The following is a 21141-nucleotide window of genomic DNA, read 5'->3' as shown; positions in this document are numbered from 1 at the left end:
ATTATGCGCCTAAATGATAGAAGTTTCCCACCTGATCCCTGTATGTCATATCTATAACCAGATCTGAGCCTGGTTTTATGCCATTTGAGGTCAATATCTCAACAACCGTTTGATATGCCAATTCTGGCAGGTTGTTTTGCCTACTAAGATGACCTAAAAGTACATGGGTTACTTTCCCATTTATCAGCTCTGTAATGGCTTTGCCTGCATCAGTATTTGAAAGATGCCCCTTTTTTCCTAAAATACGCCTTTTTAGAACAAACGGGTATGGACCGGCCTTTAGCATGTCAATATCATGGTTTGACTCTAATACCACCAAATCAGAATCCATAATCTTGTTTATAATTTTATTGTTAGTATACCCTAAATCAGTAGTAATACTTATTTTTTTGTTTCCACAATATAAACAAAAACCCACTGGATTAGCTGCATCATGGGGAATCTGGTATGGCTCTATATTTATATCCTTTATATAAAAATCCATATCATTGGAAAATATTCGAATATTTTTTTCATCTATTTTCCCTACCTTATCACGCATAGCATTCCAAGTATCCTCATTTGCATAGATGGGCACGTTTAACTTTCTAGATAATACCCCGGCCCCTTGTATATGATCCGTATGCTCGTGGGTTATCAATATAGCATCTATTGCCTTTGAATCCATGCCTATCTGATCTAAAGACTGCATCACCTTCTTACCTGTGCAGCCACAATCTACTAGAATATGCGTATCTTCGCTTCCCACATATGTACAATTGCCACTGCTCCCACTAAATAAGGAGCAAATGCTAAATCTCATTCTCCTCTATCCTCCCTGCACAAACACATAGATCTGATGTAAAAACAATTATATACTTATAGATTATACTATAACATAATAGCATTAAATAAAATAGGGTATATTACCCTAAACCAAAAAATATGTTATACTAATACGGAAAAGATTCATAATGAAACTTAAGGTTAGGTGAGATTTATGGAAAAAGCAAAAGTTAAGAAAAAAAATCATTACGTATCCATAGTAATAATACCCCATGACTCGTCTAAAACAAAAAGCTTTGATATATCCCACTTTTATCTAAAGGCCTGTGCATGTATTTTAGCCGTAATTATGTGTCTTACAATAATCTCTATACGTAATACAGATTTAAGCAAAGAAAATAATGCATTAATACTCCATGTAGACCAATTAGATCAGTTAAATAAGCATAAGGATATAATGTTATCCGAAGATGACAAATACATAAATTCACTTAAAAGTAATCAAATAGCAATGTATGGTCAGGTAAGGCAAATAACTGAAGAATACAATAAAATAGCCGGTATATTTCTAAAAACCTCCTCTAGAGGAACTTCCAAAGATCAAAACTACCCAAATGCAGAGATAGCCCAAAATATGCAAAACATCAAATCTTTAATAGATCATTTTGATGAAACTAACGATTTAAATAAAGATCCTGATTTAGAACAAACAGCACATAACTTAAACGTCTATCTAGAACACATACCCACATTTGTCCCTGTTAAAGGTCGTATCACTTCAAGGTTTGGCATTAGAAATGACCCCTTTAATTCAACAAAAAAATTTCATGCTGGTCTTGATGTAGCAGCTCCCCGGGGCACCCCCATAAAATCAGCAGCAAGTGGCACCGTCATAATGGCAGACAGAAACAGTGGATATGGCAACATGATCATGATAGATCATGGAAATGGATTATCTACGGTATATGGTCATGCTTCAAAACTGCTTGTAAAGGAAGGTGATAAGATAAAGAAAGGGGATATAATTGCAGAGGTAGGTAGTACCGGCCGAAGCACCGGCCCACATCTACATTTTGAAGTAAGGCTAAATGGTGAACCCATAGATCCTGTAAATTATATAAATGAGTCAAAATTTAAAGATGAGGAGGAGAAATGATGTTAATAAAAGGCAATAAAGAGGGCTCCCAAAAATTTGATACACTGATAGGCCCTAATTGTCATCTAGAAGGGAGATTATCCTGTAACGGTATAGTACGTATAGATGGAAACGTGCAAGGTAACATAGAAACTAATGGGGATATTATAATCGGAGAAAAAGCATACATAAATGGCAATCTATCGGGTTCAAACATACATATATCTGGTAAGGTAGAAGGGGATATAATATGCACAGGGCTCCTAAAGATGACATCCACTAGCTCCCTATATGGTAATATAAAGGTAAAAAACTTTGTAGCCGATGAAGGCAGTATTTTTGAAGGAAAATGCTCAGTTCAAGGTGATACATCGGCTGTTACAAGCAACGAAGCTGTAGAGCAGGATCAATAAAAAGTAGGAGTCGATAACATGGGAAAAATACGTGAAATACATACGGATACTATAACACAAGTAGTAAGGAACTTATGTATTGAAGCCTGTTGTGAGCTGGGTGATGATGTGGCAGAATTGATGAAACAAGCTTTAAAAAAAGAAACATATCCCCTTGCTAGAAACATACTAGAACAACTAATTAAGAATATAGAACTTGCAAAAAAGCAGCATATCCCCATATGTCAAGACACGGGCATGGCAGTTGTATTTTTAGACATAGGACAAGATATTCATATAACAGGTGGGAATATATATGATGCTATCAATAAGGGCGTAAGACAAGGATATACAGAAGGATATTTGAGAAAATCGGTAGTCGAATCACCCATTTGCAGAGTAAACACAAAAGATAACACACCTGCAATAATACATACTAGTATAGTACCTGGAAATAGAATTACTATAAACGTAGCCCCAAAGGGATTTGGAAGTGAAAATAAAAGTCGGCTTAAAATGCTCAATCCTTCAGATGGTGTACAAGGGATAAAAGACTTTGTATTAGAGACCGTTACATTGGCTGGTGGTGGTCCCTGTCCACCAGGTATAATAGGTATAGGCATTGGAGGTACGATGGAAAATGCTGCCTATATGGCAAAAAAAGCCCTTCTCCGTCCAGCCGGCAGACATAATTCAGATGAAAATATAGCTAAACTAGAAAAAGAACTGTTATCAGCCATAAACAGTACCGGTATCGGGCCACAAGGCCTAGGCGGCAATACCACCGCATTGGCAGTGCATATAGATACATTTGCCACCCACATAGCCGGGCTACCAGTAGCAGTAAATATGCAATGCCATGCAGCCAGACATAAACAGTCTATATTGTAAATATATACGAATAGGAGGCTAAACTCTTATGATACAACATATACATGCCCCCGCCATAGAAAAGGAGATAATAAACTTAAAGGCGGGAGATATAGTACAGCTTTCAGGTACCATAATAACAGGCCGTGATGCAGCGCATGAACGACTGGTAAATATGGTAAATCGAGGAGAAAACCTTCCCATCCTACTAAAAAATGAAATAATATACTATACAGGCCCATGCCCTGCAAAGCCTGGTCAGGTAATAGGACCATGCGGTCCTACTACCAGCAGCCGTATGGATACATATGCACCCCGCCTTTTAGATTTAGGACTTAAAGGCATGATAGGCAAGGGAGAGCGATCAGAAGGGGTAATAGAATCTATAATAAAGAATAAAGCCGTATACTTTGCTGCCACCGGAGGGGCCGGAGCCTTGATAACTACATGCATTAAAAAAGCCCAGGTCATAGCATTTGCTGACCTGGGTCCAGAAGCCATATATAGATTGGAAGTTGAAAAATTCCCTTTAATTGTAGCCATAGATGCTCAAGGCAATAGCTTATATAATTTCAAAAACACCATCAAATAACAGCTGCAGACTTTTTAGTAGGTATTATTCTACCCATATCATCTATACGCTTTATATCTGCACCTAGACTTATGAGCTTACCTTCAATGCACTCATATCCTCTGTCAATATACTGTACATTGCTTATCTCCGTTACTCCATCAGCAATCAAACCCGCTACTATAAGGGCAGCACCAGCTCTCAAGTCACTTGCAGCAACTGGTGCACCCTTTAATGAAGGTACACCTTTTATTATGGCTACACGATCCTCTATCTTAACATTAGCACCCATCTTACAAATTTCCTCTATATGTTTATATCGAGATTCCCATACATTTTCAGTTATTACACTGTTCCCTTCTGCTATACTAAGCAAAACAGACATTGGCTGCTGAAGATCGGTAGGAAACCCGGGATATGGCAGGGTTTTTATATTTACACTTTTAAGACGATTACAACCCCTTACCCTAATATTGTCATCCCCTTCCATAATATCTACACCCATCTCTACAAGTTTTGCTGATATTGCCTCTAAATGCTTGGGAATAACATCCTTTATTAAAACATCGCCATTTGTAGCAGCTGCAGCAATCATAAATGTACCTGCCTCTATCTGATCGGGAATTATCGTATAATGGCAACCTGATAACCGTTCAACACCCTTTATCTTTATAGTATCCGTTCCCGCACCTTTTATATTAGCTCCCATGGCATTTAAAAAGTTTGCAACATCGACTACATGCGGCTCCTTTGCAGCATTTACTATGGTCGTTGTACCTTCAGCCCGTACCGATGCCAACATTATATTTATTGTAGCACCTACGCTAATTACATCAAGATACACATCGTTTCCTATAAGCTTGTCAGCCCTTGCCCTTATACTCCCGCTCTCTATGTCCACATGGACTCCCAATGACTCAAACCCCTTTATATGCTGATCAATAGGACGAGCGCCTATCTCACATCCACCAGGAAAAGCTACCTCTGCATAACCTCCCCGTCCTAAAAGAGCACCTAAAAGATAATACGATGCACGCATTTTTTTTACTTCTTCACTGTTGGCGATATATCTCTTTACACTCGATGGATCTATCACCATGCGTCCATTGGGACTTAGAGAAACCTTGGCCCCTAATTCTGACAAAATATTTTTAAGCACAATAACATCATCTATATATGGTAAATTATCTATTATACAAATTTCATCGGTAAGCAATACAGCTGGTATTACGGCAACTGCTGCATTTTTAGCCCCACTAACTTTTACATTACCTGATAATCTTTTTCCACCTCGAATCAGCAATTTTTCCAATGTAGCGTCCCTTTCCTATCAAAAGGAACTTCACCTCCAAGCGTCAATTTTGAACAACTAAACAATCAATATTATATCATGCTTACACAAGTTACTGCATTAAAATATTGTAAAATTTACATTAATTTTTAGTCATACTATTGTATTAATTCAGTTAATAATAGAAGTTCATCCGGCTGAACACCTAAAACCAATCTGCAGGCCGCCGAAAAATCTACTCCCTGCCCTAATTTTCTAATCAATTCGATATATTTATCCTTGCCATATGTCTCTATTATACCTTTAACCAATAAAAAAGACTGCTTATAGGACAAAAAATCATCCAGTTTATCAAACTCATACGTCAATTTGTCCATCGAAAAAGGCCGCATATCTTCTACTAAAGCTCCCCATTCATATCCAAGCAGATAATACTCCATATAAAGGGCACTGCCTTCAGTAAACCAGAGTGGATAATTACCCCTAGTCATATTATCAATAACTAAATGGGTAAGCTCATGTACAAAAACATTGGTCAGTATGCTACTATCTTCACCGGATTTTTCCAATACATCTACGGACAAAAGATTTACCTTGCCTCCAAAATATGCGCCTATGGTGGACTTATCATCATCAATTTTTAGTGTACTATATAATTCTTGCTTTGAAGGAAAAACTATAACATCTATTCTTTTACTAGTATGATAATTAAAATATCCAAACACCTTGTCCCCATATTCATCGATTATCTGCTGAATGTTATCAATGTTATTCTCATCCTCACCATAGGAACTAATAGAAAAATTATCATGCTCTATAATATCGTAGTTAGCTACTGATTTCGATAGCCTGTACTGGCCAATATCCCTAAATACAGGATAGACAGCAGTATAAATCATCCCTCTGTAATGAAGAGCAAACAGCAATACAAAGCATATTAAAACCATTATTAAATTATAAATACTTGACATCTTTTTCATGATACATTCCCCCTTCAATCGGGGTACCCTATTTATTACAAATAAGATTACATCAATTAATTTTAACACAAAAGGCAGAATATATCATTAGGAAATTAATGACATCCAGAACAGCTGCTACAATCTTTGCCTGAGCAACCTCCTGTTGTCCCTCCTAATGTACCAAAATAACATTTACCTTCGTATATTTGCTTAATATCTTTACTTTTACACTTGGGACATGTAATTTTATCACGAGTTTCATTATTAACAAGCTCATCAAACTTTTCGCCACATTTTAAACATTTGAAATCCAGCAATGGCATACTATATTACTCCCTTCTTTGGTATTTAAAATAGGGCTATTTAGCATATAGCCAGGCATCAAAAAAGTCGTTCCAGCTTTTGTTTGTTGCTTTTTCGCAGGCCTTTAGCCAATCTTCTTTAGTTACATTTTTAAACATATTGTCACTATAATATGTCTGCAATACATTGTAGAAGCCTTTATCTCCTACCTTGTCATGGAACTCTTTTAACATTATAGAACCTTTTCCATATACTAATATATCATAAATAATCCAATCTGGAAACTTGTAAACTGGCCTATCTATAGTTTCATCTATTTTTTCTCCAGGTATGTATTGATTTATATAATCATATTTGCCTTCAGTTATCATAGTTTTATACATATTATCCATCTTATCGGCACCATATTTATGCCCATAATATAATACGGTGGAATATTCAGCCAGTGCTTCATCAAGCCATGGCTCTTCTATCTGATTATTACCTACTAAGCCATACCACCACTGATGAGCTGTTTCATGCACAGTTACAATCTCAAGCCAATCTTTCGAAGACATATTATAAAGTGTTCTGTCTATAAGCACTAAATTTGGATATTCCATACCCCCTATAAAAAAATCAGCAGCTACTACAGAAAACTGTTTATATGGATATTTACCAAATTTCTTATTATATATCCCTATTGCATCCAAAGCAAAATCTAGCGCTTCTTTTCCAAATGCCTGGTCAAAATAATAAGAATATACCGTTATCCCATCTACCTTTTTTGAAGATATTTTAAATTTATTACTTGCTACCCATGCAAAATCTCGTACTGCCATAGCTTTTATATGCCATAGCTTTTTATCTTTTTGTTCCTCAATAGATATTATATCCCCAGTTGTAGCAATAGTATATTTATCTGGCGCATGAATAATTACATCATAATTTGATACTTCACTATAGAAAGGATCTCCTATATCGTAATATGGGTGGGTATTCCAACCCTTATTATCATATACACAAGCTATTGGATACCAATTAGTAATATTAAAGGTATATTCTCCATATCCAAAACGTCCTACACTATTTGGTATTTTTACTTCGTATTCCATGGTTATCTCTATTCTATCATTCGGTTTTAGTTTCGTGGGAAGATTTATAATCAACAATTCTTCACTATATCCCCCTATACGAAAATAAGCAGGCACATGATTTATTGATATATCATCAAATTTTATATATCCTTGTGAAAAACCATTTGGATAGGCAGCATAGAATTCCTCTTCAGGATAGACTGATCTATTTTTATCCTTGAATGCATTGGGATATAGGTGGAAATATACCTTATCCAATCCTTTACTTGTATTATTTACATAGTCTACAACCTGTTTGCACCTTATTTCCTTTTTCATTGCATCAAAATACACGTCTATTTTATATTCTGTCAAGTCCTCACTGGCTTGAACTAAAACCTTGCTCTGTTCATCCTTAAGTATAAGATGTGGCAGCCCTTGTGAATTAAATGCACTTCCCACCAATGCTGCCACTAAAATAACCAAAAATCCTATTGTTATTCTCTTTAGTATTTTATTGTTTCTTATATCTCCCATTGCTCCACCTCTTTTATTTTAAATTGCGCATTATAGTATATCATTATTCAAGGTGGGGCTTTATTAGAATTAATTACAATAGGGCAATTCTATGACAAACGTTGTACCCTTACCTAATTTGCTATCCACCTTTATATTTCCCCCATGTGCTTTTATTACATTGTTGCATATGGCAAGTCCCATGCCACTGCCTTCCTTCTTTGTAGTATAAAACAACTTAAATATCTCTGATAAATCCTTTTTGCTTATTCCTTCACCAGTATCTTTAAAAGTTATTATGGCATTCTCAAATCTTGGATCCACAGATAGGGAAATATCAAGTCTACCCCCGCCTGCCATGGCTTGAATAGCATTTACTATTATGTTTATAAACACCTGCTTCATAGAATCTACGTCTGCCTCTACATATACATCTGCCTTATCCATATACAAATGCATATCTACATTGTTCATACTTGCCTTTGCCTGCATAATCTCAAATGTTGATTTCAAGATTTCCTTTAGTGAGTGACGCATGAATTTAGGTTGAAAAGACATAGTAAGGTTTTTAAAACCATCCAATAGCTTATTTATACGACCTATTTCTGATAATATTTTATCACCTTGATCACTTTGAAGTATATATTCCAATTCTAAGAGTTGTACATATGCACCTATAGTGGATAAGGAGTTACGAATTTCGTGGGATAACAACGAAGCAGCATTTACTATTTCACTGCTTAAATTTGATAATACTCCATTTACATTGACAAGTCGTTCCTGCTCTTTTAATATTGCTAACTGCTCTTCTATACCCATAGCCGCCATATCTACCATATGCAAAAAACTATTACATGAAAACTTAACTGGATATATCATATATAAAACCGCAATTGCATTTCCCAATTCATCATGCATAGGAGAAGCAAAATAAGACCAGTTCCCAAGTATATCTAAACCATGTTGACTGCCTATAGTCATGGCAAGATCATCTTCTTTCAAACATAAAGAAAAAACAGTATTATCAAGCTTGTTTTCTGATAAAATAGCACCTTCTCTATATTCTGTACCTTCAAGTTCATTATTCTTGCCTTTGCTATATAACACTACTCCATCTACAGTGCTAATTCCTATGATAGCATTTGATAAAGTGACTACAGTATCTAGCTTATTTATATATGGTATAGATACCTTTATAAGTTTATCATATTTGCTTTTTATTTCCCCAAATTGTTTATCATTAGGCTCAAACATCTCAGACAAAACCCTAGATGTGTCTTCCATATTATTACACCTTTCTTGCGTATTTGACATGTCAACATTCATATGCCATATATGGGATGGAAAATATTTCTTATTCATAGCATCAATCCAGTCCTTACTCATTTATTAACCCCCGCCACATTAGTCCTAACTATTTATATTCTATAAATGTTAATAAAATCCTTCATATAGAATTATTTTTCTATCTTTTAGTACTAAATTACCATATAGAATAGAACTTTAAAAGCTATATTTTTATTCTATCGAAATTATCAAAGAATAATTTCCCAAAATCAAAAATACCAAGACCATTAAAGTCTTGGTACTAATGGAGCTGGTGATGGGACTCGAACCCGCAACCTGCTGATTACAAGTCAGCTGCTCTGCCAATTGAGCTACACCAGCATATATAATGGCGACCCGGAAGGGGCTCGAACCCTCGACCTCTAGCGTGACAGGCTAGCGTTCTAACCAACTGAACTACCAGGCCACAATATTTGAAATAAAAGTGGTGACCCCTAGGGGATTCGAACCCCTGATACCGCCGTGAAAGGGCGATGTCTTAACCACTTGACCAAGGGGTCATACGGTGGTGACCCATCGGCGATTCGAACGCCGGACGCCTTGATTAAAAGTCAAGTGCTCTACCGACTGAGCTAATGGGTCAAGGCCCTAACAACGGGCAAGTTATATATTACAACATAACCACCATACTTGTCAACTATATTTTTAATTTTTTTATATCATTTCCACTTTATTTGTCTAATCACTGTTTTTTAATGCAGATATCCCTTGCAACTATGACTCCAGTTACAGATGCCTGCATAAGTCCTCTGGTAATACCGGCACCATCACCTATAGCATATAGATTCTGAATGTCCGTCTCAAAGCCATCATTAACGGTTACCTTACTACTATAAAATTTAACCTCTACGCCATAAAGGAGCGTGTCCCTTTCATAAAGTCCAGGTGCAATCTTATCAAATGCTCTCAACGCCTCTATTATAGACATCAAATACCTATGTGGTAGCACATAGCTAAGATCTCCTGGTACTGCGCTTTTTAATGTAGGAATGGTAGTAGACTTTTTAAGGCGGGAATAATCTGTCCTTCTACCCTTTAAAAGATCCCCTAAACGCTGTACCATAATGCCTCCACCTGTGAGCATATTACCCAATTGTGCTATATATTTCCCATATTCTATAGGTTGATTAAAAGGTTCGGTAAAGCTCGTGGATACCAATACTGCAAAGTTAGTATTATCCGTTCTAAGCCTTTGATCGGCATAACTATGACCATTTACTACTGCTAGTTTGCCATCATAATGCTCCTCTGACACCACTCCGCCAGGGTTCATGCAAAAGGTTCTTACCTTATTTTCAAATGTATCAGAATAATATACAAGCTTCGCTTCATATAGGTCACGGGTCAAATGATCCATTATGGCATTTGGTACTTCCACCCGTACGCCTATATCCACAGCATTATTACAAATGGGTATATCCAAACTCTTTGCCTGCTTACTAAGCCAAGCAGCACCATCCCTTCCAGGAGCTACCACTACATATTTACACTCTATTTTTTTCTCAAATCCATCTTTATCCTCTATGATTACACCATTTACAATATCACCATCGGTTGTTATTTCCTTAGCTATAGTAAGTTCACTGTACTCGGTTTTGGTTTCATTTATTAGATAATCGTACATATTTTTTAGTACATTAAATGCTTTTTCAGTTCCTAAGTGTCTTACAGAACAGGGTATTAAACGAATATTATATCTTGCTGCCTGATATTTTATATCATCTATCCTTTTGTTATTGGTACCATAGAGCTCTGAATCGGCACCGAAATGCAAATAAGTATCATCAACATATTTTATAAGGGCATTTGCTTTTCCTTCATCTATATAATCCAATATTCTGCCCCCAACTTCGGGACTCTGGCTTAGTTTTCCATCACTAAATGCACCGGCACCCGACCAACCACTTACTATAGAACATGGATGGCAGTTTGCACATTCCCCTGTAGTACGGGCTGGACATACTCTTTTTGTAATCTCCCTTCCCTTATCTATTATGAGTACATCTAGATCCTTATCCTGTTTAGAAATTTCAAGTGCAGTAAATATCCCTGCAGGACCAGCACCTATAATGACAACATCATAATAATTCTTCATAGATATATCCCCTCTTTCAAATGTTGCGGGGGACAGACTGTTTTTAAGTCCCTATAGATAATATCAAAAAGCTGGCTGTAAATCAACAGCCAGCCCACAAAAATCCGAATATTTTTCATTATCTTATATTTAATATTCGGATTTATTCTGCCTTGCCTCCAAGATACTCATTGAGTGCCTTAACCAAGGCATCAACATCTACCCCATGTACTGCTGCAGCATCCTTTATACTCTCCCCAACAGATACAGGGCAAGTTAGACAATGCATACCATATTGCATAAACACAGGAGCCGTACCAGCATCTATCTGTAAAACCTCAGCGATGGTCATATCCTTTGTTATATGAGTCATTTATTTCCCTCCTCGTATAATTTTTTCTTTACTACATAATACACTTACTATATGCTTTATTCAAGTTTTTTATTGATAAAGTTTTCATATAGTTTTTAAATGCCTACTTTAATAATAAACCCTACTCCTAATATGAAACATTCTTTGATACTTTTTTGTTCTAACATATCATTTGCAATTACCTACCATTGTGGTAATATATATTTACATGATATACTGTTACTAATTACTAGGTAAAGGATGATGAATATGGCATTATGCCAATTCGCTAACAATTATCATATATTCGATATAACCCCGGTGGAAAACTTGTACATAGAAGAGTTTATGCTGAAGGCACCGGGGGATTTTGTCAAAGTATATATATATGGTCTCAAGCAATGTTATCACTCTGAGCTTGGAGAGGACAACCTAGACACATTCTCAAAAGCCCTCAGTTTAGATACTAAAACTGTGCAGAATGCCTTCAGTTACTGGGAGAGACAGGGGATCTTAAAGATAAACCAATCTACTGATAATAGCATTAGTGTCGAATATTTCAATATAAAAGATATTCTATATAACAAAAACTACAATAATATGGAAAAGACACTATATAGATACAAGGATTTTAACCAGAATCTACAGCTAATATTTGGCAACAGACTCCTTACCCCGCAGGAATACATAAAGATATATGACTGGATAGAAGTTTTGGAACTTCCAAAGGAAGTAGTCCTCATGATGATTCAATTTTATATTGCTAAAAAGGGTTCCAAGATAAGCATAAACTATTTGGATAAGGTAGCAATAAGTTGGGCTGAACAAGGAATTAATACACTACAAAAATCAGAAGAATATATACAGACTAGCGAAAGTTGTTATCAGGATACCATCGCTGTACTAAAATATCTTGGTATACACCGCTCACCATCTAAGGTTGAATTAGAACTTTATAAAAAATGGCGGGATGAATGGGCGTTTTCACTAAGTGCCATATTGCAGGCCTGTAAGGAGACTGCAAAAATACAATCCCCAAATTTTGCTTACCTAGATAAGATCTTAGAAAACTTCAATCGCTTAGGTCTCTCTACTCCACAGGATATTTATAACTATATAAATTCCCGTGATGTGGTAAATAACCATATAAAAGAGGTAATGTATGAACTAGGATATAAGGATAGCCTGCCTAGCCCGGAGCACCAATCAATGTATCTTACCTGGACACAAAAAATGGGCATAGAACATGATACAATAATTTTAGCCTGTAAACAATGCGTAAGGAAAAAGCAGGCCTCCTTTGATAAGCTAGATATATTGCTACAAAAATGGGTAGGTTATGGTCTGCGCTCTCCAGGTGATATAAAGGATTATCTAACAAAGAAAAAACAACTGGATATGGAAATACAGGCAGTACTGGATAGGGCGGGAGAAAAACGGGGTGTAACATCTGCCGATCGAAAGATATTCAAGCAATGGACAGAGGAATGGAATATGCCATATGAAGTTGTTCTACTCGCTGCAGAATATTCCTTAATGGCAGAAAATAAGCTCCCGTTCATGCACAAAATATTATATAATTGGCATATAGGAAATATAAAAACAGTTGCGTCTGCAAAGGAAGACCATGAAAAACATGTATCACAGTCAAGAAGCGATACAAGGGATGCGGGACTTAAAAAACAGGTAGATTTTAATAACTTTGAACAACATTCGTATACGGATGAAGAACTTGAATCTCTTTTTGAGGATATAGAAAATGCTTAAATGGGAGTTTTACCATGCACAATAAAATAATAATCGATTTATTGAAAGAATACGAACAGATCAGAATAAAAGAAGAACAGCATCTTCGAGAACGGGAAGATGAGGTAATAAGCTGTATACCTGAATATGCTGAGATACAGGAGGAAATAATCCATCTTATGGCTGAGACCTCACGCCGTGTTATACAGGATCCAGACCTGTATCCAGAAGCAGTTGAGACTCTACAACTAAAAATACCTAAACTAAAGGAAAAACAGTTAAAATTACTTTTAGAGAATGGATTCCCACAGGACTACCTTTCAATGCACTATCATTGCCCTATATGCAAAGATACTGGTTATACAGGGGAAACTGTAAAAGTAAAATGTCAATGTTTTATACAAAAAATGTTAATACAGACATATGAATTATCGGACGCACAGCTTGTAGAAAACCAAAACTTTGATACCTTTAATGAGCATATATTTCCTGATACGCCCATTAAAGGAAGCAAGATATCCCAAAGGGAATATATGCTCAATCTAAAAACCCGGCTTCTACAATATGTAGAAGCATTTCCTGACAACGATAGAAAATGCATACTGTTTACCGGCAAAACCGGCCTAGGCAAAACTTTTATGCTAAATTGTCTAGCAAAGGCCATATTGGATAGAGGGTATACAACCATAAGCATCACTGCCTATAAACTATTCGATAAACTTTTTTATAGCGTCATAAACAATATGAATGATAGTTTGCAGCTTCTAGACAATCTTTTCGAGGTAGAAGTGCTAATAATAGATGATCTAGGTACTGAGACAAGGCGCAATAATTTTACATCGGAAAATCTATTTAACATACTCAATGAACGTTTTTTGAGGGGAAAACATACATTTCTCTCTACAAATCTCAGTCTACCAGAGCTGCAAGATAGATACTCCGATAGGATAACCTCAAGACTCTTTGATACATCCAATACTATGCTTATAAAATTTGTAGGCAAAGACATAAGAATAAAATCTAACAAAACCTAAAAAGGAGCAGTCAAGATTCCTGACGGCTCCTTTCATAATTCACAAACTTAGTAAATTGACCCAACCATACTAGCTCCAATGTCCCCGTGGGACCATTACGCTGTTTGGATATTATTACTTCTGCTATATTCTTTTTTTCCGAATCTGGATTGTAATATTCATCCCTATATAAAAACACTACCACATCCGCATCCTGCTCTATAGCCCCTGACTCACGAAGGTCACTTAGCATAGGTCTATGATCCGTTCGTGCCTCTGGTGCACGGCTTAACTGAGATAATGTAACTACCGGTACATCCAGTTCCCTTGCTAGCGCCTTTAGGGAGCGTGATATCTCCGATATCTCCTGTTGCCTGCTTTCTGTCTTACCCCTACCTGACATAAGCTGCAGATAGTCTATTACTATCATACCCAAACCATGCTCCAGCTTTAACCTTCTGGCCTTGGATCTTATCTCCATAACAGACATACCTGGGGTGTCATCTATGAATATTGGTGCCTGGGACAATGGTCCAGCAGCCTGTACTAGTTTTAGCCAGTCCTCTTCATCCAGTTCACCAGTACGTATCTTTTGAAGTTCCACATTTGATTCTGCACTTAGCATACGCTGTACTAGCTGATCCTTTGCCATCTCTAGGCTGAATATGGCTACCGGCACCTTTTCCCTTACGGCTGCATACTGGGCAATATTTAGGGCAAAGGTAGTTTTACCCATGGATGGCCGAGCTGCTATTAGTACAAAATCAGATGGTTGGAGACCCGATGTTCTTTGATCAAAGTCTATAAAACCAGTAGGCACACCTATTATCTTACCTTTATTTCTGGACATATCCTCTATCTTAGAGTATGTCTCCAATAGTACTGTCTTTATTGACTCAAAATCCCGCGTACTTTTCCGCTGTAATATATCAAATATCTTTTTTTCTGCATTATCAAGTATTATATCCACATCTTCCTGAGCCACATAGCTATCCTTTACTATCTCGCTAGATGCCTTTATAAGCTTACGAAGTATGGATTTTTCTTCTATGATTTTTATATAAAACCCGATATTTGCAGTACTAGGTACTGTCATTGACAGATCGGTTATATACTTAGTCCCACCTACAGCTTCTATAGTACCCCTTTGTCTAAGTTCCTCTATAAGAGTAATTAAATCAACTGGTGCTCCCCGATCATAGATATTTAATATTGCATCAAATATTTCCCTATGGGCATCTACATAAAAATCATCTGCATTTAAAAATTCAAAAGCCGTTGCCACAGCCTCTTTATCCAGCAACATGGATCCTAAGACCGACTGCTCAGCCTCCAAGCTATGGGGAGGAACGCGGGTTATAGGCTCATCCATGTTATTCCTCCTCGATATTCACTTTGAGAGTGGCACTAACCTCTGGATATACCTTTACTTCTAATTGCTTTACGCCTATGGTCTTTATAGGCTCATTTAGTACTATCTTCTTTTTATCTATTTTAACACCATGCTGCATCTTCAAAGCCTCTGCTATTTCCTTATTGGTAATGGAACCAAATAGTTTTCCGTTTTCTCCACTCTTTGCCTTTACCACTACAGTAAGCTCTGAAATTTTATCCGCCAATTTTTTTGCCTCGTTAAGCTCTTCTGCCTTTTTATTTGCTTCGGCCTTTTGTCTAGCCTTTAATTCCTTCATATTTTTATCATTGGCCTCTATAGCTAAAGAACGGGGGAATAAAAAATTTCTAGCATAACCATCACTTACATTTACCACCGTACCCTTCTTACCCTTTCCTTTAACATCATCCAGTAATATTACCTTCATTTGCTCTCATCCTCCTTTAAATATTCTTCTAATGCCTCTATAACCTTTTGTTTGGCTTCCTCTTCTGTTATATCGCTAATCTGGGCTCCCGCCATGGTTAAGTGTCCACCACCGCCTAGTTTTTCAAGGACCACCTGCACATTTACATTGCCAAGGGATCTGGCACTTATCATAATCTCATCACCGTTTTTACATAATACAAATGATGTATGTATCCCCCTTATTGTAAGCAGATTATCCGCTGCCTGGGCGGCAATTAAAGGTGCATTTTTTATATCAGGCGGGCATATGGCTATTGCAATACCAGGATACACTATTTCTGCAGCCCTCACTGCATCTGCCCTAGCGACGTAAGTATCCATATCATCCTGAAAAAGTTGTCTTATTGAAGTAGGATCTGCTCCACTTCTACGTAAAAACGACGCCGCTTCAAACGTTCTTACACCTGTTTTAAATATAAAATTCTTAGTATCCATTGTTATACCAGCCAATAGGGCATCAGCCTCTATATTACTAAGTTTTACCTTTTCTCCAAAGTATTGCGTCATCTCAGTAACAAGCTCACTGGTAGATGAGGCATATGGCTCTAAGTAGGTCAATATGGCATTTTCCATACCCTCTACACTTCTCCTGTGATGATCTATAACCACTACCTTTTCTGCCATCTTAACTAGCTGAGGCACTTCTGTAAAACTAGGCCTATGGGTATCTACCACCACTAGAAGCGTCCTCTTGTCTATCCTGTCCATAGCCTGATCCCCTGTTATAAATATATCCTTGTAATCGTCTATTTGTAAAAGTTTTTTTACTAATCTGTCTACAGATGCGTTACTCATGTTTAATACTATATGTGCCCCTTTGTCTATATACTGTGCACATCTATATATGCCAAGTGCAGAACCTATGGAATCTAGATCTGGAACCTCGTGACTCATTATTAATACCTCAGAAGACTGTTCCATAAGCTGCCTTAATGCATTTGCGATCACCCTGGACTTTACCTTACTACGTTTTTCTACCGCCTTGTTTCTCCCGCCATAAAATGATAATTTGTCACCATTCTTTACAACTGCCTGATCCCCGCCCCTACCTAGTGCCAAATCTATAGCACTTCGGGCATAATATTGGGATTCCAATGGGGTACTGCCTCCCACGCCTACCCCTACACTAAGGGTAACTGGTATTTGATTACCTACATTAATATCTCGAATTTCATCTAATATATCAAATTTTTTCTCCGACAGTTTTTTAAATTTCATTGCATGAATTATCACTATAAATTTATCCCTGTCATATTTAGTCCATGCCCCATTCAATGCATTAGCCCATTTTGCCAGTCTACTCTCTATCTCTGCCTGTACATTTGGACGATGGGTATCATCAGTATTGGCCATAACTTCGTCATAATTGTCTATCTGTATATCCATGACAACTATCTGCTGATTATAATACTCTTCCTTTATCCTAACATATTCCGTTATATCCTCCCAATACAAGAGTATCATAACTTTCTTTTCACTATTAACCCCATCTATCTGCACGGGTGTCCATATAACATTGTATATACGATCATTTAGCTCTAATCTCTTAGAGTTTTTATCTTGATTATCCAAAATCATTTGAGGATCCAATTCCGGAACATAATCTGTTATCTTTTTATCCAGCAAATCTTGACCTTCAAACATATGAGAAAAATTAGGATTAAACCAGCTTATCGAGCCATCTATCTCTACAACTACTAGTGGCAGTGGCACGCTTAGTACTGCATTTTTCGTTGACCACTCAATATTTTCAGATATGCTCTCTAAATATTTTATCCATTCCCTTTGTCTTTTTTTAGTTACTTTGATGTCATAGTATATTAGACAGGCAAATACGATACATGATATAACACCTATCCGCCAATCAAAATAAAAAAATATAATGGCCTGCATGAATACTACCAATAAAAAAAGTCTCACTTCAGGAATAGTTAGCTTTTTTTTAACGGAATTTTTCATTATATACCTCCATTACTGTATCAGATGCGGGGAGTAGGTGGATTCCTATAATTATCTCTTATATTAAACATTTGTTCAAAAACACCCATAAATATCAATATCCCCTGGAAGAATAAATAAAAAACAAAAAGAAGAAGCACCCTTATCCATGTAGGTATTCTGCCCATCTTCAGCAGGAATGATGAAAAAGCCAATCCCTGTATGGAGAATATAAAAGAAAATATTGCTAATACAGTACTAAGTACTATATCAAAATTTTTTATTCCAACTAAAGCACCTATAAACGCTACCACTATAATAGTGAAAAACCCTTTGCCAGTACCCCCCGGCAGCTTCCATTCGACAAAGGGAGGAATATAAGGTGCATCCATTTGCATCTTCTTTAAAACAACACTGGCGAGCAAAAAATCCACTCCACCTGCTACCATAGAAAATATTATCAATATGGATGGCACCATAACTTTTAACTTATCTATAAGAAGCTCTGCAAACTGAGGTCCAGTAATGGAATGCTCTATCAGCCCAATTTTCTTATACATTTCAAGTACCTTATTAAAGTTATCGCCCCCACCCCTGTCAAAAAACTGCCTTATGGCATCCCATGAATAGGTAAATATATCCTGTCCCACCATACTAGATAGTACCTTCAGTACTACAATCAAAGCTATAAACATGGCAGCAGAACACATTGCCGTCCCTTCAAAAATTCCTGGTTTCTTCTTTATAGACCAGGGCAATATAAATACCATTATGCTAAACACCAATACAGCAATAATGGCAAGGGATGGATCCAAAAAGCTGATAACAGCAGCAGCAACGCCCAATCCTATCCCACTTAGCCAGTAATTATTATATTTTACAGCCACTATCGCTATAGGTACAGGCCACAAAAACACAAAACTATTTAGAAAAGGTACCATATACATGCCTGCCATAGCCAATGTGCTTATAATCGATACTAATATGGCCTCTAAAACCGGTTGTCCTCTATCTTGTAAACTCATCCACAACACTCCATTTTATTCTCTGGTTTGTTTTATATGTTCTCCTAAAGCTGATAAATCACCATAATATCTCTCAACATCGTGCTCCTCTACTATGCCCAATTTGATCTTTTTCTCTATATTTTTATCTATAGAAGAAAACTGTATACCCAACCGTTTACCTAAAAGATAACATACAATGATGATATTCGCTAGGCAATCCACAATGGCATTCTGTGTACCCTTTATACCATTGGTAAGCAGTCTAAAAAGCTCTGCCAGCGATGTTAACATCTCACTCTTGAGCCATTCAATAAGCTTTATATTTTTCGCTATATCAATACTCCGTTCATTATCCTTTCCCAATATGTTCACCCTCCCGGATACAACACCCCATAGTAAGTATATCTTAACACATTTCTTTAAAAATCTAAAGATTTAATTGAAAACTTGTTGTATAATGGTATAAAGGAGTTGATAGTATGAGTATAGAAAAGTTTGGAGAATGGATAAGGGAGAGCAATAACATTGTCTTCTTCGGTGGAGCCGGTACCTCAACGGAAAGCAATATACCAGACTTTCGAACACAGGACACCGGATTATACGATAAAAACCATAAATATCCCTATCCTCCAGAGGTTATGATAAGTCATAGCTTTTTTATACAGCATACAAGGGATTTCTATGATTTCTATAAAACAAATATGGTATATAAGGACGCAAAACCAAATGACGCCCACAAAACATTGGCAAAATTAGAGGAGGAAGGCAAGCTAAAAGCCGTAATCACTCAAAATATTGATGGGCTGCATCAAAAGGCAGGCAGCAAAAATGTTTTAGAACTCCATGGTTCCATATATAGAAACTACTGCATGGAGTGCAATAAAAAATATGACCTAGACTATATATTAAATACCGACAATGTACCTAAATGTAAAGTATGTGGCGGCATTGTCCGTCCTGATGTAGTACTGTATCAAGAAGGGCTCGATATGGAGGTATTAAATAGGGCCATATGGTATATCAAAAATGCCGATATGCTCATAGTAGGTGGAACCTCCCTGGTAGTATATCCTGCAGCAGGACTGGTGGACTACTATAACGGAAATAAACTCGTGCTTATAAATAGGGATGAAACACCATATGACAATACAGCCGATTTAATAATACATGACAGCATAGGCAAGGTTCTAAAAAATGCTGTAGAGAGGTGATAAAATTGCACCAGGGTCATAGACAAAGATTAAAGGATCGGTTTCTAAATGAAGGATTGGATGGATTTGAAGATCATCAAATATTAGAGCTTTTGCTCTTTTTTGCCATACCATATAAGGATACAAATGAACTGGCCCATTCCCTTTTAAAGCGGTATGGATCCTTATCTGCCGTATTTGAGGCCGATGCACATGATCTTATGACCGTGCCGGGTATAGGCCCTAATTCAGCTGTACTCCTATCCCTTATACCCCATCTGTCCAGAATATATTTTAAGGACAAGTGGGGGGACAAGCCCCAGCTTAATACATCTACCAAGGCGGGAGAATACACCATAGCCCTTTTAGCAGGAAGGATGTATGAGGTATTCTATGTAATATGCCTTGATGCCCAAAACAGGGTAAATCATGCGGCATTAGTACATGAAGGTACCATAGATCAGGCCCCCATATACCCACGCCTCATAGTAGAAACTGCACTAAGGCATAAGAGCAATAGCGTTATACTTGCACACAATCACCCTGGCGGGAGTCTAAATCCCTCTACAGCAGATATTGAAGCTACCAAAGTTATAAAAAATGCACTAGGAGCCATATCCATAAATGTGGTAGATCACGTAATAGTGGCGGGAGATAGATACTTTAGTTTTGCCGATGCGGGACTTATATAATATTATTTGTTTTTTATATATTTTTTAGGGTAAATATAGATTAATAAATATTCTTAATTGA

General features: G+C 36.9%; 21 protein-coding genes and 4 tRNA genes. 8 read left to right on the top strand and 17 right to left on the bottom strand.

Going from position 1 to position 21141, the window contains the following annotated elements; translation table 11 throughout:
• Position 1: 1 nt before the first annotated feature.
• On the bottom strand, positions 2–802 hold the full coding sequence (locus EJN67_RS10035) for an MBL fold metallo-hydrolase (RefSeq protein WP_129724177.1): 801 nt from the start codon (positions 800–802) through the stop codon (positions 2–4).
• Between the two features lie 177 nt (positions 803–979).
• Between EJN67_RS10035 and EJN67_RS10030 the strand changes: the two genes are divergently transcribed.
• Genes EJN67_RS10030 through EJN67_RS10015 form a run of 4 tightly spaced genes read left to right on the top strand, consistent with a single transcriptional unit; the run spans position 980 to position 3754 of the window.
• Positions 980–1921, top strand: a complete 942-nt coding sequence (locus EJN67_RS10030) for a M23 family metallopeptidase (protein WP_129724176.1) — start codon at positions 980–982, stop codon at positions 1919–1921.
• Positions 1921–2313 (top strand): bactofilin family protein, encoded by a 393-nt coding sequence (locus tag EJN67_RS10025; RefSeq protein ID WP_207208010.1) that lies wholly within the window; start codon positions 1921–1923, stop codon positions 2311–2313. The genes EJN67_RS10030 and EJN67_RS10025 overlap by 1 nt, the downstream gene beginning before the upstream one ends.
• Positions 2314–2340: 27 nt before the next feature.
• The gene (locus EJN67_RS10020) at positions 2341–3183 is read left to right on the top strand and encodes a fumarate hydratase (RefSeq protein ID WP_129724190.1); all 843 of its coding nucleotides are present in this window, start codon (positions 2341–2343) and stop codon (positions 3181–3183) included.
• Between the two features lie 28 nt (positions 3184–3211).
• Complete coding sequence (locus EJN67_RS10015) at positions 3212–3754, top strand: Fe-S-containing hydro-lyase (RefSeq protein WP_129724174.1); 543 nt, start codon at positions 3212–3214, stop codon at positions 3752–3754.
• Here EJN67_RS10015 and EJN67_RS10010 read toward each other — a convergent pair.
• From EJN67_RS10010 to EJN67_RS09960, 11 genes are all read right to left on the bottom strand, one after another.
• Complete coding sequence (locus tag EJN67_RS10010; protein WP_129724173.1) at positions 3747–5045, bottom strand: UDP-N-acetylglucosamine 1-carboxyvinyltransferase; 1299 nt, start codon at positions 5043–5045, stop codon at positions 3747–3749. The two genes, EJN67_RS10015 and EJN67_RS10010, sit on opposite strands and share 8 nt — an antisense overlap.
• Before the next feature lie 137 nt (positions 5046–5182).
• Positions 5183–6004, bottom strand: coding sequence for a peptidase MA family metallohydrolase (locus tag EJN67_RS10005; RefSeq protein WP_129724172.1), 822 nt, complete (start codon positions 6002–6004; stop codon positions 5183–5185).
• A 95-nt stretch (positions 6005–6099) separates the two neighbouring features.
• A complete protein-coding gene (locus EJN67_RS10000) occupies positions 6100–6309 on the bottom strand; it encodes an FmdB family zinc ribbon protein (protein WP_129724171.1) in 210 nt (69 codons plus the stop codon).
• A 36-nt stretch (positions 6310–6345) separates the two neighbouring features.
• Positions 6346–7881, bottom strand: coding sequence for a M1 family metallopeptidase (locus EJN67_RS09995; RefSeq protein WP_129724170.1), 1536 nt, complete (start codon positions 7879–7881; stop codon positions 6346–6348).
• A gap of 69 nt (positions 7882–7950) precedes the next feature.
• Entirely contained in the window at positions 7951–9246 is a 1296-nt protein-coding gene (locus EJN67_RS09990) for an ATP-binding protein (protein ID WP_129724169.1), read from the bottom strand.
• A 206-nt stretch (positions 9247–9452) separates the two neighbouring features.
• Positions 9453–9528 (bottom strand) — tRNA-Thr (locus EJN67_RS09985).
• Positions 9529–9536: 8 nt separating this feature from the next.
• A tRNA-Asp gene (locus tag EJN67_RS09980) sits at positions 9537–9613 on the bottom strand.
• A gap of 19 nt (positions 9614–9632) precedes the next feature.
• Positions 9633–9707: transfer RNA gene (locus EJN67_RS09975), tRNA-Glu, on the bottom strand.
• Positions 9708–9713: 6 nt separating this feature from the next.
• Positions 9714–9789 (bottom strand) — tRNA-Lys (locus tag EJN67_RS09970).
• Positions 9790–9889: 100 nt separating this feature from the next.
• Complete coding sequence (locus tag EJN67_RS09965) at positions 9890–11302, bottom strand: NAD(P)/FAD-dependent oxidoreductase (RefSeq protein ID WP_129724168.1); 1413 nt, start codon at positions 11300–11302, stop codon at positions 9890–9892.
• 142 nt (positions 11303–11444) lie between these two features.
• The gene (locus tag EJN67_RS09960) at positions 11445–11654 is read right to left on the bottom strand and encodes a DUF1858 domain-containing protein (RefSeq protein ID WP_129724167.1); all 210 of its coding nucleotides are present in this window, start codon (positions 11652–11654) and stop codon (positions 11445–11447) included.
• 249 nt (positions 11655–11903) lie between these two features.
• On the opposite strand from EJN67_RS09960, the gene EJN67_RS09955 reads away from it, so the two are divergent.
• Together EJN67_RS09955 and EJN67_RS09950 are read left to right on the top strand one after the other, a co-directional pair.
• Positions 11904–13400, top strand: coding sequence for a DnaD domain protein (locus EJN67_RS09955; protein ID WP_165000834.1), 1497 nt, complete (start codon positions 11904–11906; stop codon positions 13398–13400).
• 14 nt (positions 13401–13414) lie between these two features.
• Positions 13415–14413: an ATP-binding protein gene (locus EJN67_RS09950; protein ID WP_129724165.1), complete on the top strand. Its 999-nt coding sequence runs from the start codon at positions 13415–13417 to the stop codon at positions 14411–14413.
• 10 nt (positions 14414–14423) lie between these two features.
• Here EJN67_RS09950 and dnaB read toward each other — a convergent pair whose 3' ends face one another.
• From dnaB to EJN67_RS09925, 5 genes are read right to left on the bottom strand one after another with little or no spacing between them, the layout of a single operon-like run.
• Positions 14424–15764: a replicative DNA helicase gene (gene dnaB / locus EJN67_RS09945; RefSeq protein WP_129724164.1), complete on the bottom strand. Its 1341-nt coding sequence runs from the start codon at positions 15762–15764 to the stop codon at positions 14424–14426.
• 1 nt (position 15765) lies between these two features.
• The gene (gene rplI / locus EJN67_RS09940; RefSeq protein WP_129724163.1) at positions 15766–16212 is read right to left on the bottom strand and encodes a 50S ribosomal protein L9; all 447 of its coding nucleotides are present in this window, start codon (positions 16210–16212) and stop codon (positions 15766–15768) included.
• On the bottom strand, positions 16209–18212 hold the full coding sequence (locus EJN67_RS09935; RefSeq protein ID WP_129724162.1) for a DHH family phosphoesterase: 2004 nt from the start codon (positions 18210–18212) through the stop codon (positions 16209–16211). The genes rplI and EJN67_RS09935 overlap by 4 nt, the downstream gene beginning before the upstream one ends.
• 20 nt (positions 18213–18232) lie before the next feature.
• Positions 18233–19216, bottom strand: coding sequence for a DUF2232 domain-containing protein (locus EJN67_RS09930; RefSeq protein ID WP_129724161.1), 984 nt, complete (start codon positions 19214–19216; stop codon positions 18233–18235).
• Positions 19217–19231: 15 nt separating this feature from the next.
• Entirely contained in the window at positions 19232–19561 is a 330-nt protein-coding gene (locus tag EJN67_RS09925; RefSeq protein ID WP_394347516.1) for a MazG-like family protein, read from the bottom strand.
• A gap of 116 nt (positions 19562–19677) precedes the next feature.
• On the opposite strand from EJN67_RS09925, the gene EJN67_RS09920 reads away from it, so the two are divergent.
• Both EJN67_RS09920 and radC read left to right on the top strand, forming a co-directional pair.
• On the top strand, positions 19678–20409 hold the full coding sequence (locus EJN67_RS09920) for an NAD-dependent protein deacylase (RefSeq protein WP_129724160.1): 732 nt from the start codon (positions 19678–19680) through the stop codon (positions 20407–20409).
• Between the two features lie 5 nt (positions 20410–20414).
• Positions 20415–21080, top strand: a complete 666-nt coding sequence (gene radC / locus EJN67_RS09915) for a RadC family protein (protein ID WP_129724159.1) — start codon at positions 20415–20417, stop codon at positions 21078–21080.
• The last annotated feature ends 61 nt before the right edge of the window (positions 21081–21141 follow it).

This window comes from Xylanivirga thermophila (assembly GCF_004138105.1).
In the GTDB taxonomy this organism is placed as follows: Bacteria; Bacillota; Clostridia; order Caldicoprobacterales; family Xylanivirgaceae; genus Xylanivirga; species Xylanivirga thermophila.
This window is presented reverse-complemented; position numbering and strand designations above follow the sequence as displayed.

Bases quoted from the DNA above. Each gene is read 5' to 3' on its own strand.
- EJN67_RS09950 (WP_129724165.1), top strand. From the start codon at position 13,415: ATGCACAATAAAATAATAATCGATTTATTGAAAGAATACGAACAGATC.
- EJN67_RS10025 (WP_207208010.1), top strand. From the start codon at position 1,921: ATGTTAATAAAAGGCAATAAAGAGGGCTCCCAAAAATTTGATACACTG.
- EJN67_RS10000 (WP_129724171.1), bottom strand. From the start codon at position 6,309: ATGCCATTGCTGGATTTCAAATGTTTAAAATGTGGCGAAAAGTTTGAT.
- EJN67_RS09990 (WP_129724169.1), bottom strand. From the start codon at position 9,246: ATGAGTAAGGACTGGATTGATGCTATGAATAAGAAATATTTTCCATCC.
- EJN67_RS09920 (WP_129724160.1), top strand. From the start codon at position 19,678: ATGAGTATAGAAAAGTTTGGAGAATGGATAAGGGAGAGCAATAACATT.
- EJN67_RS09960 (WP_129724167.1), bottom strand. From the start codon at position 11,654: ATGACTCATATAACAAAGGATATGACCATCGCTGAGGTTTTACAGATA.
- EJN67_RS10005 (WP_129724172.1), bottom strand. From the start codon at position 6,004: ATGAAAAAGATGTCAAGTATTTATAATTTAATAATGGTTTTAATATGC.
- EJN67_RS10015 (WP_129724174.1), top strand. From the start codon at position 3,212: ATGATACAACATATACATGCCCCCGCCATAGAAAAGGAGATAATAAAC.
- EJN67_RS09930 (WP_129724161.1), bottom strand. From the start codon at position 19,216: ATGAGTTTACAAGATAGAGGACAACCGGTTTTAGAGGCCATATTAGTA.
- rplI (WP_129724163.1), bottom strand. From the start codon at position 16,212: ATGAAGGTAATATTACTGGATGATGTTAAAGGAAAGGGTAAGAAGGGT.
- EJN67_RS09935 (WP_129724162.1), bottom strand. From the start codon at position 18,212: ATGAAAAATTCCGTTAAAAAAAAGCTAACTATTCCTGAAGTGAGACTT.
- EJN67_RS09955 (WP_165000834.1), top strand. From the start codon at position 11,904: ATGGCATTATGCCAATTCGCTAACAATTATCATATATTCGATATAACC.
- EJN67_RS09995 (WP_129724170.1), bottom strand. From the start codon at position 7,881: ATGGGAGATATAAGAAACAATAAAATACTAAAGAGAATAACAATAGGA.
- EJN67_RS09965 (WP_129724168.1), bottom strand. From the start codon at position 11,302: ATGAAGAATTATTATGATGTTGTCATTATAGGTGCTGGTCCTGCAGGG.
- EJN67_RS10035 (WP_129724177.1), bottom strand. From the start codon at position 802: ATGAGATTTAGCATTTGCTCCTTATTTAGTGGGAGCAGTGGCAATTGT.
- dnaB (WP_129724164.1), bottom strand. From the start codon at position 15,764: ATGGATGAGCCTATAACCCGCGTTCCTCCCCATAGCTTGGAGGCTGAG.
- EJN67_RS10030 (WP_129724176.1), top strand. From the start codon at position 980: ATGGAAAAAGCAAAAGTTAAGAAAAAAAATCATTACGTATCCATAGTA.